This window comes from Lonsdalea quercina subsp. quercina (assembly GCF_000688655.1).
Lineage (GTDB): Bacteria > Pseudomonadota > Gammaproteobacteria > Enterobacterales > Enterobacteriaceae > Lonsdalea > Lonsdalea quercina.
The window spans coordinates 98,798-114,957 of sequence record NZ_JIBO01000008.1 but is presented as its reverse complement, the minus strand read 5'-3'; the positions used below and the strand labels follow the sequence as shown (position 1 = coordinate 114,957).

The following is a 16,160-nucleotide window of genomic DNA, read 5'->3' as shown; positions in this document are numbered from 1 at the left end:
CGCACCCTCACTGTCTGTTTTCCGGAGTCAACATGCGTGGATATGAAATCAATTTCGATGGGTTGGTGGGGCTGACGCACCACTATGCGGGGCTGTCATTCGGCAACGAGGCCTCGACGCAGCATCAAAATAGCCTCTCCAATCCGAAGCTGGCGGCGAAGCAGGGGCTGCTGAAGATGAAAACGCTGGCGGATCTCGGCTATCCCCAGGCGGTATTGCCGCCGCAGGAGCGCCCGCACGTTCCGACGTTGCGCCGCCTCGGCTTTAGCGGCAGCGACGAAAACGTGCTGGCGCAGGCCATGCGTGAAGCGCCGCGTCTGCTCTCCTCGCTCAGCTCCGCGTCCTCCATGTGGACGGNGAACGCCGCCACGGTATCGCCCTCGGCGGACAGCGCGGACGGCCGTGTCCACTTCACCGCCGCCAACCTGAACAACAAGTTCCACCGGGCGATTGAAGCGCCGACAACGTCCGCCCTCCTGCGGGCCATTTTTCGCGACGAGTCATACTTCGTGCACCACGAGGCGCTGCCTCAGGTGGCGCTGCTGGGCGACGAGGGCGCGGCCAACCACAACCGCTTGGGCGGCGACTATGCCCGCCGCGGCGTGCAGGTGTTCGTCTATGGACAGCATCACTCTGGTACGGAGGCGGGACCGCAGCGCTATCCGGCGCGTCAGACGCGCGAAGCCAGCGAGGCGATTGCACGTCTGCATCAGCTTGACCCGGCGTACACGGTGTTCGTACAGCAGAACCCGGCGGTCATCGACCAAGGGGTGTTCCACAATGACGTGATCGCCGTCAGTAACCAGCAGGTGCTGTTCCATCATCAGCNCGCGTTTCTGCATCAGGCGCAGGCGCTGGACGAGATCCGCCGCAAGATGGCGCGCATCGAACAGGAGCTAGTGTCGATCGAAGTGCCGGAAAACCGGGTGTCAGTGGAAGATGCGGTGACGACCTACCTGTTCAACAGCCAGATCCTGACCCGTGAAAACGGCCGCATGACGATAGTGGTGCCGGAAGAGACGCGCGGCCACCGCGGCGTGTGGAACTATCTGAGCGAAATGGCGGCCTCTGGCGGCCCGATCGACGATATCCAGGTGTTCGACCTGCGCGAAAGCATGCGTAACGGCGGCGGTCCGGCGTGCCTGCGGTTGCGCGTGGCGCTGAACGACGAGGAGCGTCAGGCGGTCAATCCGCAGGTGATGATGACCGATGCGCTGTTTGACACGCTGAATCAGTGGGTTGACCGGTACTATCGCGACCGGTTGAGCGCGGGCGATCTGGCCGACCCGCAGCTGCTGCGGGAAGGGCGCGAAGCGCTGGACGCGTTGACGTCGATCCTCGGCCTGGGCGCCGTCTACGAATTCCAACGGTAAGGAGCGCGGCGTATGAACGAATTTTTAGCGTGGACGCTGCGCGGCGAGTCGCCGCCGACAACCGCAGGCGAGACGCCCGGACTGCGCTGGCGTTGGCGGGACGAAGGCGTGCTTGAGCTGACGCCGCGCGCGGGCTATCGCCGGGCGGTGGTGCTCTCGGCGGGCGTGCATGGCAACGAGACGGCGCCGATGGAACTGCTCGATGCACTGGTGGGCGATCTGCTGGCGGGGCGCGTGGATCTGGGCGTGCGGCTGCTGGCGGTCCTGGGCAATCCGGCGGCGATACGGGCGGGGAAACGCTATCTACACAGCGACATGAATCGCATGTTCGGCGGGCGTCATAGGCAGTTCGCGCCGGGGGAAGACACGGCCCGCGCGCGCCGTCTGGAGCCGCTGCTGGCTGCCTTCTTCGAGGCGGATGCGCCGGAACGCGGCATAGAACGACATCATTACGATCTGCATACGGCTATCCGGGAGTCGCTGCTGCCGCGTTTCGGAGTGTTGCCTTACCAGCCGCGGCCATACAGCGCGGCGCTGCTGGCGGCGCTGGCGGGGGCGGAGCTGGACGCGCTGGTGGTGCACAGCGAGCCGGGCGGCACCTTCAGCCACTTCAGCAGCGAACATTTTCAGGCGGAGAGCTGCACGCTGGAGCTGGGGAAAGCGCGGCCGTTCGGCCAGAACGATCTTGGGCGGTTTTCGGCGATCGATTGCGTGCTGCGCGCACTGGTGAGCGCAGCGGACGTTCCGTCACGCGAAGGTGCGCCGCTGCGCGTGTTCGGCGTGGATCGTTCGCTGATTAAGCGCAGCGATGACTTTCAGCTGTTTCTGGCGGACGACACGCCGAATTTCACCCGTTGTGATCACGGCACGCTGCTATGTGAGCAGGCGGGTGACAGCGATCGGGTCAAACATCATCACGAATGGATTTTGTTTCCTAATCCGAACGTGGCGCTGGGCCTGCGGGCGGGACTGGTCCTGACCGAACGCGAGTGGGACAGCCTGACGGCTCCGTCCTGACCACAGTCCGTCCTTACGCTGTGCTGCGCGCCGCTTGAATCGACGGCGGGGAGATCGTTGAGGGTCGATAGATCCCTGTCGTTCAAGCGCCTTGTGTGCGGCAACAGCCAGACATCCAATAACAGAGAGAGGACGACGAATGTTGCAGGGATACAATAAATTGATCTTCGAAGGCACGCTGGTGACGATAGAGCTGGCGCTGAGTTCGGTGCTGTTGGCCGTGATCATCGGCCTCCTTGGCGCGAGCGGCAAGCTCTCGCGCATCCGTCCGCTCGCTGCGGCGCTCAACGCCTACACTACGCTGATTCGCGGCGTGCCGGATTTGGTGCTGATGCTGCTGATTTTCTACGGGCTGCAAATCACGCTCAACCAGGTGACGGAGTCTCTGGGGATGAGTCAGATCGACATCGNCCCGCTTTCGGCGGGCGTGATCACGCTGGCCTTTATCTACGGCGCGTATTTCACCGAGACGTTTCGCGGCGCTTTTATGGCCGTTCCGCGCGGGCAGATTGAGGCGGCGCAGGCCTATGGCTTCAGCGGAATGCAGGTGTTCCGTCGGGTGCTGTTCCCCGCCATGATGCGTTTCGCCCTGCCCAGCATTGGCAACAACTGGATGATCATTCTGAAAGCGACGGCGCTGGTGTCCATTCTGGGGCTGCACGATGTGGTCAAAGCGACCCAGCTGGCCGGTAAAGGCACCTGGCAGCCATTCTTCTATACCCTGATGGCGGGGGCGATCTATCTGCTGCTGACCACCGTCTCCAACGGCGTCTTGCTATGGCTGGAGCGACGCTACTCTCTGGGCGTGAAGAGGGCCGAACTATGATCGAGATCCTGCAACAGTATTGGCAACCGCTGCTGTGGTCTGACGGCTATCGCATCACCGGTCTGGCGATCACGCTGTGGCTGCTGATTGTCTCCGTGCTATTGGGCGGATTACTGGCGCTGCCGCTGGCGATGGCCCGGGTTTCCTCGTCGCGCTGGCTGAGTTTTCCCGCCTGGCTCTACAGCTATATCTTTCGCGGCACGCCGCTCTATGTGCAGCTGTTGGTGATCTACACCGGCATGTACAGTCTGGAAGCGGTACGCGGCACCGAGGTGCTCAACGCTTTTTTCCGCAGTGGGATGAACTGCACGATTTTGGCGCTGGTGCTGAATACCTGTGCGTACAGTTCGGAAATTTTCGCCGGCGGGATCCGCGCGGTGCCGCACGGCGAGGTGGAGGCGGCAAAGGCCTATGGCTTTTCGCGCGCCAAAATGTATCGCTGCATCATCCTGCCGTCGGCGCTGCGTATCGCGCTGCCGGCCTACGGCAACGAAGTGATTCTGATGCTGCACTCCACCGCGCTGGCGTTTACCGCCACGGTGCCGGATCTGCTGAAAGTGGCGCGTGATATCAACGCCGCCACCTATCAGCCTTTCTATGCTTTCGGCCTTGCCGCCGTGCTCTACCTGGTCGTTTCCTACGGCCTGATTCGCCTGTTCCGCACAGCGGAAAAACGCTGGCTGATCCATCTGAAACCCTAATCATCCGCGCTGGATAGCAGGAGAATGTGTATGTCTCAGAAGAAAAAACTCGTCGTGACCGAACTTCACAAGTATTACGGCGAACATGAGGTGCTGAAAGGCGTCTCGTTGTCCGCCAGCGCCGGCGACGTGATTTCCATCATCGGCTCCTCCGGTTCGGGTAAAAGTACGCTGCTGCGCTGCATCAATTTTCTCGAAAAGCCCACGGAAGGCACGCTGTGGGTTAACGAGAAGGCGATCCGGCTGGTGCGGGACAAAGACGGCCAGCTGAAAGTGTTCGACAAAAAACAGCTACAGCTGCTGCGTACGCGGCTGACGATGGTGTTTCAGCACTTCAACCTGTGGAGCCACATGACGGTGCTCGAAAACGTAATGGAGGCGCCGATTCAGGTGCTGGGCATCAGCCGCGTTGACGCACGCGAACGGGCGATTCGCTATCTAAACAAAGTCGGCATCGATGAACGGGCGCGCGGGAAATACCCCTCCAGCCTGTCTGGCGGGCAGCAGCAGCGCGTTTCGATTGCGCGCGCGCTGGCGATGGAGCCGGAGGTGCTGTTGTTCGACGAACCGACCTCGGCGCTGGACCCGGAGCTGGTCGGGGAAGTGCTGAAAATCATGCAGCAGCTGGCGGAAGAGGGTAAAACCATGATTGTGGTGACGCATGAAATGGAGTTCGCCCGTCATGTCTCTTCGCAGGTGGTGTTCCTGCATCAGGGCGTGATTGAAGAGCAAGGGCCGCCGGAGGCGGTGTTCAACCATCCCCAAAGTCCCCGCTTGCGGCAGTTCTTGTCCGGCGCATTGAAATAAGCGCAATAAAAAACCGCCCGACAGTCGGGCGGTTTGAGCATGAGCCAACGTGCGCGGCGTTAAACGGCGTGTGACTCCGCGCCGCTGCGGGCGTTGATCAACGCGGGATACGGCGATCCCACTGGCGGTTAAACACCTCTTGACCGTTATGCTGGATGCGCATATCCGCCGTCACGATGAAGTGGGTGAGATCGCCGCGCAGCTCCAGCGTGATCTCCGCCTCGGTCCACCAGCCTTCGCGCCCCATCTTCATCGACTGCGTCAGTAGATAGCGGGCCGACAGCGGGTCCTGACTATTGATGGTCAGCTCACGACGCAGGCTGTGGTCGACGGTGGTATCGATATCGTCGAAGCGGTAAACCCCTTCGCCGAACACGCCGCCGACGCCTTCGGTGACGTAGGTCCAGGTATCGGTGACGATGTCGTAAGACGCATGGCGATCGACCCGTCCCGGCGACAGCACGGTCAGCGGGACGTCCGGCGCGGTCCTGGGATGCGGGTTGGGGCCGGAGATAGGCTGCACGGATTCACAGACCGGCAGGCGCAGCTGCGCGCTCGCCAGATCGACGCTCAGCGTCGCTGCTTCGGCCATCGGCCACACCATCGGCCAGTAGGTGGTCGCCAGCGAGACGCGCAGACGATGCCCGGCGGGGAAGCGCCAGGCGATACCGTCCAACTGAACATTGACCTGCACGGTTTCTCCCGGCGTCAGCGGGGTATTTCGATCCTGCCCCTGCAAATGGCTGAGATTCACCCAGCCGTGAGAGACGCGAGTCACCGCGCCGTCTTCCGCGACGTCCGACAGGCGCACATACAGCATGGCGGCGGGCTTATCGCTTTTCAGCGCGACGCTGAACTGCGGCAGGCCATAGATCGTCAGCATCTCCGGCAGCGGTTCGCTTTCATAAAACGTCGCCAGACCATCGTCGATGCGCTGGTCGCTCGGGCTTTCGCCCAACACGCCTGCGCCCATCCATTCACCGCCCATCACGCCGTGACTCTGCGGCGAACAGATATTCTGCCAGCCGGCGCGCTCATCTGGCTGGTCGTTCAGCTGGCCTCGCTGTAGCCAAAAGGTGCGCGGCGNGGTGGCCGAGGCGGTATCGCCGTCAATGCCGATCCATTCGCCCGGTGCTGTGGGCCGCTGCGAGCTGGGGCGCTGGCTGTCGTTCATCCAGGCCTGTACACGCGGGCCGTCCAGCACGTCATTGTCCTCGCCTTTCAGCCAATGGTCCCACCAGCGCNCGGCCTCTTGCAGGAAGCCGATGGCCGGTTCCGGCGTGCCGTCCTGCGGATAAATGTGCGCCCACGGGCCGATGATGGCTTTGCGCGGGACCGCCAGGTTGTCCATCAGGCGGAATACGGCATTGGTGTAGGAATCAGCCCAGCCGCCGATCGCCATGACCGGGCACTGAATGTCCGACCAGTTTTCGCCCACGGAGCCGTGGCGCCAGTAGGCGTCGCGCAGCGGATGGTCCATCCACTGGGCGGGGAAGAACGGCATGTTGTCGAGCCGGTGCATCCAGTCCTGATACCAGCTCTCGCCGACCAGCGCCGGATCCTGAGGACGGCTCTGGTAGGCCATCATGATGCCGCCCCACCACAGGTTGTCGTTTAGCAGGCAGCCGCCCTTGTAGTGGATGTCGTCATTGTAGCGATCGTCGGTCGAGCAGACGGTGATGATGGCTTTCAGCGCCGGCGGACGGCGCGCCGCCAGTTGCAGGCAGTTAAAGCCGCCCCAGGATTTGCCCATCATGCCGACCGCGCCGCTGCACCACGGTTGACGGCTGATCCAATCGATGACTTCCAGCGCATCTTCCTGCTCCTGCGGCAGATACTCATCGGCCATCAGCCCGTCGGATTCGCCGCTGCCGCGCATGTCCACGCGCAGGACGGCGTAGCCGTGGCCCGCAAACCAGCCGTGCATCGGTTCATCGCGCGTACGGGTGCCGTCGCGTTTGCGGTAAGGGATGTATTCCAGAATGGCCGGAACCGGCGTTTGATGCGCCTGCTCGGGCAGCCACATCCGCGCCGCCAGACGGGTACCGNCGGCCAGCGTGATCCAGAAATGTTCGGTCACAACGACGTTGTGGGGAAAGTGGGTTACGGNTTCTTTCATCATATTCCTGTCGAAATTTCATTGCTGCGAGTCTCCAGAACTTCGTCGAGCCAGGAGCTGCGCATTTCAGGGACGGAGGTCAGCAGTTTTTCGGTGTAAGGGTGCATCGGGGCGCTAAAGACTTTCCCCGTCGGGCCTTGCGCGACGATATTGCCCTGATACATGACCGCGACCTGCTGAGCGACGCGTTTGACCGTGCCGAGATCGTGCGTGATGAACAGGTAGGAAAGTCCCAACTGTTCTTGCAGCCGCTTGAGCAGATTCAGCACGCCTTCGGCGACCAGCGGGTCAAGCGCGGACGTCGCTTCGTCGCAGATGATCAGGTCCGGATTGGCGGCCAGCGCCCGCGCGATGCAGACGCGCTGCTTCTGCCCGCCGGAAAGCTCGCCGGGGTAGCGGTCGGCCAGCGAGGTCGGCAACTCGGTCAGTTGGAGCAGTTCCTCGACGCGGGCGCGCACCTGCTGGCGGTTGTAACCGAAATAAAAGGCGACAGGGCGGCCGATCGCTTCCCGAATCGTCTGCCGCGGATTCAGCGCGACGTCCGGCAACTGGTAGATCATCTGAATGCGGCGCAGCGTCTCTTTGTCGCGTTGCTGATAGCGGTGCGACAGTTTGACGCCGTCAAAGATCGCGTCGCCTTCGGTATCGTTCAACAAACCGCACAGCGCCCGCGCCAGCGTGCTCTTACCGCTGCCGGATTCGCCGATGACGGCCAGCGTTTGCCCTTTGGGCAGCGTCAGCGACACCTCGTGCACCACCCGTTTGCCACTGTAGCCGGTGCTCAGGCGATCCAGCGTCAATAGCGCCGAGGCGTCGGACGGCGTGTCTTCGCCCGGCGTCAGCGCGTGCGTCCGCTCGGAAACCAGCTGCTGCGTATAGGTTTCCTGCGGTGTCTGCAAAATGATGTCGGTGGCGCCGCATTCGACGGCGCGTCCCTGACGCAGCACCAGAATGCGGTCGGCAATCTGAGACACGACGGCCAGATCGTGCGTGATGTACAGCGCGGCGGTGTTGAACTCCCGCACCAGCTTACGCAGCATCACCAGCACTTCGATCTGCGTGGTGACGTCCAGTGCGGTAGTGGGTTCGTCCATGATCAGCAGGTCAGGTTTGCAGGACATCGCCATCGCCGCCATCGCGCGTTGCAGCTGTCCGCCGGAAAGCTGATGCGGATAGCGTTTGCCGATGTTTTCCGGGTCGGGCAGATCCAGCGCGGTAAACAGCGTTGTAGCCCACGCGTTCGCCTCGCTGCGGCTCATCAGACCGTGGCGCAACGGGCCTTCGCAGACCTGTTTGCCGATGGTCAGCGCCGGGTTGAACGCGGCGGCGGCGCTCTGCGCCACGTAGGCGACGCGTCGGCCGCGGATCGCCTGCTTCTGCGCGTTGGAGAGCGGTACGATGTCTTGGTCGTCGATGCGGACTTCGCCTGCGCCGATGCGGCAGCCCGGACGGGTATAGCCCATTGCGGCCAGCCCGATGGTGGACTTGCCCGCGCCGGACTCGCCGATCAGGCCAAGCACTTCGCCCCGTTGCAGGGTGAGCGAAATGTCCTGCACCAGCGCGCGTCCCTCTTCCTCGGTTTCAATACGCAGGTTGCGAATGTCGAGTACAGGTTGATTCATGCTTCATCCCCCAGTGACAGGTTATTGCGCAGCAGCAGCCAGTCCACGACCAAATTGACGCCGATGGTCAGCAGCGCGATGGCCGCCGCCGGGTAGAGCGGCGCCAGCAGGCCGAAGTTAATGGCCTGCGCGTTGTCGCGCACCATGCTTCCCCAGTCGGCGTACGGCGGTTGGATGCCAAGGCCGAGGAAGCTGAGACCGGCGATGAACAGGAAGGTAAAGCAGAAGCGCATGCCGAATTCGGCCAGCAGCGGCGGAATGGCGTTGGGCAAAATTTCCCGCGTCAAAATCCAGCGCAGGCCTTCGCCGCGCAGTCGGGCCAGTTCCACATACTCCTGACACACGATGTCCTGCGCGACCAGACGCGCGAGCCGGAAGACGCGGGTGGCGTCCAGCAGCGCGATAGTGCCGACCAGCACCGGAATCGACGTTCCCAGCACGGAGAGGACGATCAGCGCCAGAATCAGGACCGGAATCGACATCAGCGTATCGACGATGCGCGTCAGCACGACGTCGACCCAGCGGCCATAAATCGCCGCGCTAAAACCGGTGATGATCCCGATGACGAAGGAGCTGAAGGTGATCACCAGCGCGATGGCGATGGTGGTGCGGGCGCCGAACAGAATACGGGACAGCATATCGCGCCCCAGACTGTCGGTGCCGAGCAGGGCGTCAGCCGACGGCGACATCCAGATATCGCCGACCTGCGCCGTTTCGCTGTGCGGAGCCAGCCAGGGCGCGAACAGCGCGCCGATCAGATTGGCGGCGATAATTAACAGCCCGATCCACGCGGAGAGCGGCACTCCGCGCATTTTAGTGATGTTCATGCCTTGCTTACCTCGTATGTCGCAGACGGGGGTTACACCAGATAGCCAGCAGGTCGGCGACGGTATTCAGCAGAATATACGTGCCGCCGAACAGCAGTCCGCACGCCTGCACCACCGGCAGGTCGCGTTTACTGACCGCATCGACCATCAGCTGTCCGATTCCCGGATAGACGAAGACGACTTCGACCAGGATCACGCCGACGACCAGATACGCGAGGTTAAAGGCCACCACGTTGATGATGGGCGCCAGCGCGTTGGGCAGGGCATGGCCCATCACGATGCGCCAGCGCGGCACGCCCTTCAGCAGGGCGGTTTCGATATAGCTGGCGGACATGACCGCACCCACGGAGGCGCGCGTCATGCGCAGCATATGCGCGAGCACCACCAGCACCAACGTGAGCATCGGCAGCGTCGCGTTATACAGACGCTGCGTCAGCGTGTCGTCCGGGCTGACCATCGCCAGACTGGGGAACCAGGCGAAGTGAATGGCGAAGAAGATCACCAGCAGGTAGCCGACGAAAAACTCCGGCACGGAGATGCTCAACAGCGTCAACGAGTTGGCGAGGCGATCGAACAGCGAACCGCGCCAGATAGCGCAGGCGATACCGAGCGCCACCGCCAGCGGAATGGCGATCAGCGCGGCATAGGCGGCCAGGAACAGGGTGTTCTCCAGTCTTGGCAGCAATTCTTCGCTGATAGGACGTCCGTTAGCCAGCGAGGTGCCGAGATCGCCATGCAGTATGCCGCTCAGCCAGTGCAGATAACGGCCGATGGCGGGCTGGTCCAGCCCCAGTTGGGTGCGCAGCGCGGCGATGGTTTCCGGGGTGCCGTTCTGACCAAGCAGCGCGCTGGCGATATCGCCGGGCAGCAGCTCGGTGCCGAGAAAGATCAGCATGGAAACCAGCCAGAGCGTCAATAGCCCCAGCAGCAGTCGATGAAGGATATGCTTTTTCATTACGACTCCAGCCAGACGCGCTCAGCCAGACGTCCTCCCATAAAGTTGAACAACGGATGGGGGGTGACGCCGCCCAGTTTTTTGCTGGTCGCATCGAGATAGTCGCCGAACAGCGGAATCATCGCGCCGCCGTCATCGCGTGCGATGCTTTGCAGTTCGCCGTAGATGTCGGCGCGCGCTTTCTCGTCCAGCATGGAACGGGCCTGCAACAGCAGCGCATCGAATTTGTCATTTTTCCAGTGCGAGTCATTCCACTTGGCGGTGGACTGCCAGGCGGTGGAGAACATCTGATCGGCGGTCGGACGCCCACCCCAGTAGCCCATGCTGAACGGGGCTTTCATCCACACGTTTTCCCAGTAGCTGTCGGCCGGCTGGCGTTTGATGGTGACCTGAATACCCGACTGACTGGCCTGCCCCTGGAACAGCGCCGCCGCGTCCAGCGCCCCGGCGAAAGCGGCGTCGGAAGAGGAGAGTTCCAGCGGCAGCGCGGTGAGGCCGGCCCTCTTCAGATGGAATTTGGCCTTATCTGGGTCCCATGCGCGCTGCGGCAGCTCGTGGTTGAAGAAGCGGTCGGTTTTCGGAATCGGGTGGTCGTTGCCGAGGCTGCCGTAGCCGCGCAGCACGGTAGCCAGAATTTTTTCACGGTCAATGCCGTACTTGATCGCGAGGCGCACGTCGTTGTTGTTAAACGGCGTGGCGCGGCAGTCCATCAGGAACGTGAAGTGCTGGCCGCCGGAAGATCGCACAATATTCAGCATCGGGCTGCGCTTGAGAAAGTCGACGGTTTTGAAATCAACGCGGTTGATGGCGTGTACCTGACCGGAGATCAGCGCATTGGTGCGGGCCGTCGGATCGTTGATGACCAGCACTTCCACGGCGTCGACGAACGCACGGTCCGGCTTCCAGTAATTGGGGTTGCGCTTGAAGCGGGAGCGCACGCCCGGCTGGTAGTAGTCGAACGTGAATCCGCCGGTGCCGATGGGGTGCGACCAGTCGGTGAAGCCGTTCGGCACGACCAGCAGGTGATAGTCCGCCAGCAGGTAAGGCAGATCCGCGTTGCCGCTATCGAGCGTGATGGCGATTTCGTCAGGAGCGGTGCGGGAGAGTTGGGTGATGCTGGCCAACTGGGAGCGAATGGCGCTGCGCGAGTTTTCACCGCGATGCAGGTTGATGGAGTAGATGATGTCATCCGCATCCAGCGTTTTGCCGTTATGGAAAGTCACGCCCTGACGCACTTTGAAGCGCCACGCTTTGGCGCCCGGCTCGACCTGCCAGCTCTCCAGCAGCTCCGGCGTCGCCTGATTGTTCTCGTCGATTTCGACCAGGCCGTTCATCAGCATGTAGGCCTGATTGAGCGGCACCCAGTCGCTGAACAGCGTGGGATCGAGCGTATCGCTGGTATTACCGCCGGACATACCCAGTTTGAGCGTGCCGCCCCGCTTGGGCACGGCTTGTGCGGCAGAACTACTCAAAGGAAATGAAGAAAGTACACTACTCGCTCCAAGGAGTGCGGCAGTATTGAGAAACGACCGGCGGCTGAACTGAGCCTGCCCGAGCCATTTCTGTAAGTCCGAATGCTCTTTTTTCATTTATTTCTCTCCATGGTGTTGGTTTCATATGCGTATAGACCACTCGTCGAGGAGTGAAATAAGTCCGTGTCCCGTCATCTTACTGATGTTTTATATTTTCTGTTTTCTCTATCCAATAATGGCAAAACGCGGCTCAGGATACTGCAAAAAGGCCCATTTTTCTAATCGACGACGTCAGAAGAGAAATCTTACCGAGGAAAATCAGCAGGCAATATCGTGAAATTGGCTCGGTCAAAAGGGCTATTTCCTGCGGGGGATTGCACAGGGGTAAGGCGTTGTTGTCGTCATCTGTTTTTTTGCCTTAGATGCGATTTTGGCAGGTCATCGAACGGGTGAAAAATAGCGGGTTGGGTCAGTGATGCGCCGGCTGTGGTTATTCCCGCAGCATCCATTGATATCAAAAAAATAATGAATCAGAAACCGCCGCTTGACGTCGATAAATAGCGCTGTCTTGAGATACAAAAACGGCGGAGGAGAAATTTACGTCGCCAGGCTGATTTAAAATAAAGTCCAATGTGGTTTATTTATCTGTAAATGAATGGTTTTTTGTCATTATGAGTGTGAAGGTGCGACGGCGATGAAATGAGCAGGAATTAAACTTTCGCTGTTATTATTTTACGGTTGTCAGCCACGAATAGGATGGCGGAAAATTGCATGTCGTTTTTCCTTTTTTGTCGTCAAAATAGGTCTGTCGTGATCATGTGATGAGGGAATATTGTTTTATTTTTATCCCGGTTATATGTCCGCTCATCGCCTTATTCTTGCGCCAGTGAATATGCCGATTAACGGTCATTTTAAATCCCTTGTCGTCAGCCGCGCATTGACGGTGATTTTAAGGTGGATGCACGGTGCCATCGCTGTGAATTAACTACGATATATTCCCGTTGAAAGCTGATCATCACGAAAACTTATATTTGAAGCTGATTGTAGCGTGGCCGTTTTTCAGTGTGGAATTTATCGCTGAGGTAAGGGAATAAATAGGTGTTTTTGATCGGGGAAATACCTTGCCGGTAATGTCTTTCACTGGGTCCAGTCTGCGAGAAGGTGCGGACCGTCGAATAAAATACCCCTATGGGGTATGATTAACCGGCTTCAGGGCGTATGTTGATAAGCAGGTTTCAACCATTGAGCGTCAACAGCGACCCTGCGGTTTCGCGGTAGTTTCCGCGGCTTGCCGGCCGTCGGCGCGATGACACCCTTGTCTGCAAACAGATCAGGACAGACCCAACATGAGCCAATCCCAGCCTCTGCATCTTACCGTCACCGGTATGTCCTGCGCCGCGTGCGCCAGCCGCATTGAACGCGTCCTTAATCGCCTGGATGGCGTCTCCGCCAACGTGAACTTCGCCAGCGAGAAAGCGGTGGTCAGCCTTGATGACGCGCGCAGTTCGTCCACCGATGTGATTGCCGCTATCCGCAAGGCCGGGTTCGACGTGGCGGACCAGCGGGTTTCGCTGGCCGTGGACGGCATGAGCTGCGTCGCCTGTGCAGCGCGCATTGAAAAGGTACTGAACAAGGTGGATGGGGTGACGGCGACAGTCAATTTCGCCGCCGGACGGGCGCAGGTCAGCGTCACCCCCGGCAGCGCCACGCCGGAATTCCTCATTGCGCGCATTGAACGCGCCGGATTTACGGCCCGTCAGGTGACGGTCGGCGATCGGGAGGCCGAACGTCAGCGGCGCGCGCAGGCATGGAAAAAAGATCGCAATGCGTGCGTGGCGGCGGCCGTGCTGTCGTTTCCGCTGCTGTTGGAAATGGCCGCCATGTTTTTCGGACAGACGCACTGGCTGCCGGGTTGGTGTCAGTGGCTGTTGGCGACGCCGGTGCAGTTCTGGTGCGGTCGTCACTTTTATCGACGGGCCTGGAGCGCGCTGCGCAGCGGAACGGCCAACATGGATGTGCTGGTGACGCTGGGCACCAGCGTTGCTTACCTATCGAGNCTGGTGACATTGTTGATGTCGGAGCACGGCGACCTCTACTTCGAGGCCAGCGCCGCCATTATTACGCTGGTCCTGCTGGGAAAACTGCTGGAAGGCAGGGCCAAGGCCAAAACCGGCGACGCCATTGAGAGCCTTTTGCGTTTGCAGCCGCAGCTAGCGCACGTCGACGTGGACGGCGAATGGCAGGACCGAGACGTCGCCTCGCTGCGTTGTGGCGAGGTGTTTCTGGTCAGGCCGGGGGAGAGTGTGCCCGTTGACGGCGTGGTGATCGACGGACTGTCCGAAGTCAATGAGGCGATGCTGACGGGGGAGAGTCAGCCCGTGGTGAAGCAGGCGGAGGCGCAGGTTTATGCGGCCACGCAGAATCATAGCGGCGCGCTACGTGTGCGGGCGACCGGCGTCGGCAGCGATACCGCGCTGTCGCGTATCGTCCGTCTGGTGGAAGAGGCGCAAGGCTCCAAAGCTAGCGTGCAGCGGCTCACCGACCGGGTTTCCGCCATCTTCGTTCCCGTCGTCATCGTCATCGCCGTGCTGACATTTGCCGCCAATTGGCTGGTGACAGGGCTGTGGGACGCCGGTCTGGTCAACGCCGTCGCCGTGCTGGTGATAGCCTGTCCCTGCGCGCTGGGGCTGGCGACGCCGACCGCGATTATGGTCGGGACCGGTCAGGGCGCGCGCGCCGGGATCCTGTTTCGCAATGCAAGCGCGTTGGAAAACGCCCGGCGGTTACAGGTGCTGGTGATGGATAAGACCGGGACGCTGACCGAAGGGCGACCTTCCGTGGTCAAGGTGCTTCCCGCTGACGGCGTCTCGGAGGACGAATTGCTCAGTCTGGCGATGGGGCTGGAGCAGCATTCCGAACATCCGCTGGGTCAGGCGCTGGTGAAATATGCGCAGCAGGTTGGGGCGAGCGCGGCAGAGGTTCACGGCTTTAGCGCTATCGTGGGGCGCGGCATCCGCGCGCAGATGGGCGACAGCACATTGATTCTCGGCTCACCCAGGTTCCTGACGTCGCGCGGCGTGGTGTTTGATACCGCGATCCCCGCGGTGCAAGAGCAAGAGGGGCTGACGGTGGTAGGGCTGGCTCGCGACGGTCTACTGCTCGGCTATGTCTGTTTCGACGATCGGCTGCGTGCGGATGCCGTGGAGACCGTGAAGACGCTGCATCGGCAAGGGATCCGCGTCGTCATGCTGACGGGCGATAACGCGCGGGCGGCGGCGCGGGTGGCCGAGCGGGCCGGGATCCACGCGTTTTTCGCCGAAGTGCTGCCGGAGCAGAAAGCGGAGCAGATCGCCCGCCTGCGGGCGGAGGGGCACTGCGTGGGGATGGTCGGCGACGGCATCAACGATGCGCCCGCGCTGGCGATCGCCGACGTGGGATTCGCCGTCGGCGCCGGGTCGAATATCGCGTTGGACACGGCAGATGTGGTGCTGATGCAAAGCCGTCTCGGCGGGCTGCCCGACGCCATCAGCCTGTCGCGCGCGACGCTCAATAAGGTCAGGCAAAACCTGTTTTTCGCCTTTTTCTATAATGTGCTGGGGATCCCGCTAGCCGCCTTCGGTCTGCTGAGTCCGGTGATCGCTGGTAGCGCGATGGCGCTAAGTTCAGTCTCCGTCTTGAGTAATTCACTGTGGTTGCGTCGCTGGAAGCCGCGGGGCAAGCGTAATAACGGGTTAACCAACGTTCAGAACAGAGGAGTGTGACGATGTCTCATGCATCATTAACGGTTGTGGGGATGGTTTGCGGCGGATGCGCCAGCAAGGTGACGGACGCGTTGCAGGCTTTGGACGGCGTGACTCAGGTCAACGTGACGCTGGAGAAGGGGTTGGTCGACGTGGAGTACGCTGAAACAGTGACGGCCAACCCCAGCGCGTTCCGCAACGTCATTGAAGAGCTCGGTTTCGATGTTGCCGGCTAAGTGTGACGCGTGCCTTGACGCCAGCGCGGGCGAGGCTGACGCGAAGCAGGTGGTGCAGCCACGCAAAAAAGCCTTGTTAAACCGCTTAAAGCGGATCAATGGGCAGGTTAACGGCATCACGCAGATGGTGGAGCAAGACCGGTATTGCGTGGATATTCTCAATCAGATCACCGCCGTACGCTCCGCGTTGAGCGCCGTCGCCAACCAGATGCTGGCCGACCATGCCAACGGCTGCGTCCGTAAGGCGGTGCTGACCGACGGCGGCGAGGATGCCATTGCCGAATTGTTGCAGGTGATTCAGCGTATGCGGTGACGACGTGTCGCGATGCTGATGACGCTTCACCGCGGGTCGCAGCTCTGACGTACAGAACCTTCGCCCCTAAACAGGGCGTGCGGTATCGCGCTCGCTGAAAGCCCGAGGAAAGGGGGGATCTGGATGGGATGAAGGAGGTGCTATCGGCAGGA

At 61.2% G+C, this 16,160-nt stretch carries 13 protein-coding genes; 8 read left to right on the top strand and 5 right to left on the bottom strand.

Annotated features, from left to right (window positions below; translation table 11 throughout):
* Positions 1-32 precede the first annotated feature (32 nt).
* From astB to hisP, 5 genes are all read left to right on the top strand, one after another.
* On the top strand, positions 33-1,373 hold the full coding sequence (gene astB / locus RZ35_RS09435; RefSeq protein WP_026743076.1) for an N-succinylarginine dihydrolase: 1,341 nt from the start codon (positions 33-35) through the stop codon (positions 1,371-1,373).
* Positions 1,374-1,385: 12 nt separating this feature from the next.
* Entirely contained in the window at positions 1,386-2,390 is a 1,005-nt protein-coding gene (gene astE, locus RZ35_RS09430; protein WP_026743075.1) for a succinylglutamate desuccinylase, read from the top strand.
* Positions 2,391-2,529: 139 nt separating this feature from the next.
* Positions 2,530-3,216: a histidine ABC transporter permease HisQ gene (gene hisQ, locus RZ35_RS09425; protein WP_026743074.1), complete on the top strand. Its 687-nt coding sequence runs from the start codon at positions 2,530-2,532 to the stop codon at positions 3,214-3,216.
* Positions 3,213-3,917 (top strand): ABC transporter permease, encoded by a 705-nt coding sequence (locus tag RZ35_RS09420; protein WP_026743073.1) that lies wholly within the window; start codon positions 3,213-3,215, stop codon positions 3,915-3,917. Before hisQ ends, RZ35_RS09420 begins: the two co-directional genes overlap by 4 nt.
* A gap of 30 nt (positions 3,918-3,947) precedes the next feature.
* Positions 3,948-4,724: a histidine ABC transporter ATP-binding protein HisP gene (hisP, locus tag RZ35_RS09415; protein ID WP_036153069.1), complete on the top strand. Its 777-nt coding sequence runs from the start codon at positions 3,948-3,950 to the stop codon at positions 4,722-4,724.
* Positions 4,725-4,821: 97 nt separating this feature from the next.
* On the opposite strand, the gene RZ35_RS09410 is transcribed toward hisP, so the two are convergent.
* From RZ35_RS09410 to RZ35_RS09390, 5 genes are read right to left on the bottom strand one after another with little or no spacing between them, the layout of a single operon-like run.
* Positions 4,822-6,843, bottom strand: a complete 2,022-nt coding sequence (locus RZ35_RS09410; RefSeq protein WP_026743071.1) for a CocE/NonD family hydrolase — start codon at positions 6,841-6,843, stop codon at positions 4,822-4,824.
* Positions 6,843-8,465 carry an ABC transporter ATP-binding protein gene (locus RZ35_RS09405; protein ID WP_026743070.1) on the bottom strand — a complete coding sequence of 541 codons (1,623 nt, stop codon included), beginning with the start codon at positions 8,463-8,465 and terminating at the stop codon, positions 6,843-6,845. Before RZ35_RS09405 ends, RZ35_RS09410 begins: the two co-directional genes overlap by 1 nt.
* A complete protein-coding gene (locus RZ35_RS09400; protein ID WP_026743069.1) occupies positions 8,462-9,292 on the bottom strand; it encodes an ABC transporter permease in 831 nt (276 codons plus the stop codon). The genes RZ35_RS09405 and RZ35_RS09400 overlap by 4 nt, the downstream gene beginning before the upstream one ends.
* A 7-nt stretch (positions 9,293-9,299) precedes the next feature.
* Positions 9,300-10,247 carry an ABC transporter permease gene (locus tag RZ35_RS09395; protein WP_026743068.1) on the bottom strand — a complete coding sequence of 316 codons (948 nt, stop codon included), beginning with the start codon at positions 10,245-10,247 and terminating at the stop codon, positions 9,300-9,302.
* Entirely contained in the window at positions 10,247-11,836 is a 1,590-nt protein-coding gene (locus tag RZ35_RS09390; RefSeq protein ID WP_026743067.1) for an ABC transporter substrate-binding protein, read from the bottom strand. Before RZ35_RS09390 ends, RZ35_RS09395 begins: the two co-directional genes overlap by 1 nt.
* A 1,229-nt stretch (positions 11,837-13,065) precedes the next feature.
* On the opposite strand from RZ35_RS09390, the gene RZ35_RS09385 reads away from it, so the two are divergent.
* The 3 genes from RZ35_RS09385 to RZ35_RS09375 are packed head-to-tail and all read left to right on the top strand — an operon-like array spanning position 13,066 to position 16,008.
* The gene (locus RZ35_RS09385; RefSeq protein ID WP_051625535.1) at positions 13,066-15,480 is read left to right on the top strand and encodes a heavy metal translocating P-type ATPase; all 2,415 of its coding nucleotides are present in this window, start codon (positions 13,066-13,068) and stop codon (positions 15,478-15,480) included.
* A gap of 2 nt (positions 15,481-15,482) precedes the next feature.
* Positions 15,483-15,695 (top strand): heavy-metal-associated domain-containing protein, encoded by a 213-nt coding sequence (locus RZ35_RS09380; protein ID WP_026743066.1) that lies wholly within the window; start codon positions 15,483-15,485, stop codon positions 15,693-15,695.
* Positions 15,682-16,008 carry a metal-sensitive transcriptional regulator gene (locus tag RZ35_RS09375; protein ID WP_036153065.1) on the top strand — a complete coding sequence of 109 codons (327 nt, stop codon included), beginning with the start codon at positions 15,682-15,684 and terminating at the stop codon, positions 16,006-16,008. The genes RZ35_RS09380 and RZ35_RS09375 overlap by 14 nt, the downstream gene beginning before the upstream one ends.
* The last annotated feature ends 152 nt before the right edge of the window (positions 16,009-16,160 follow it).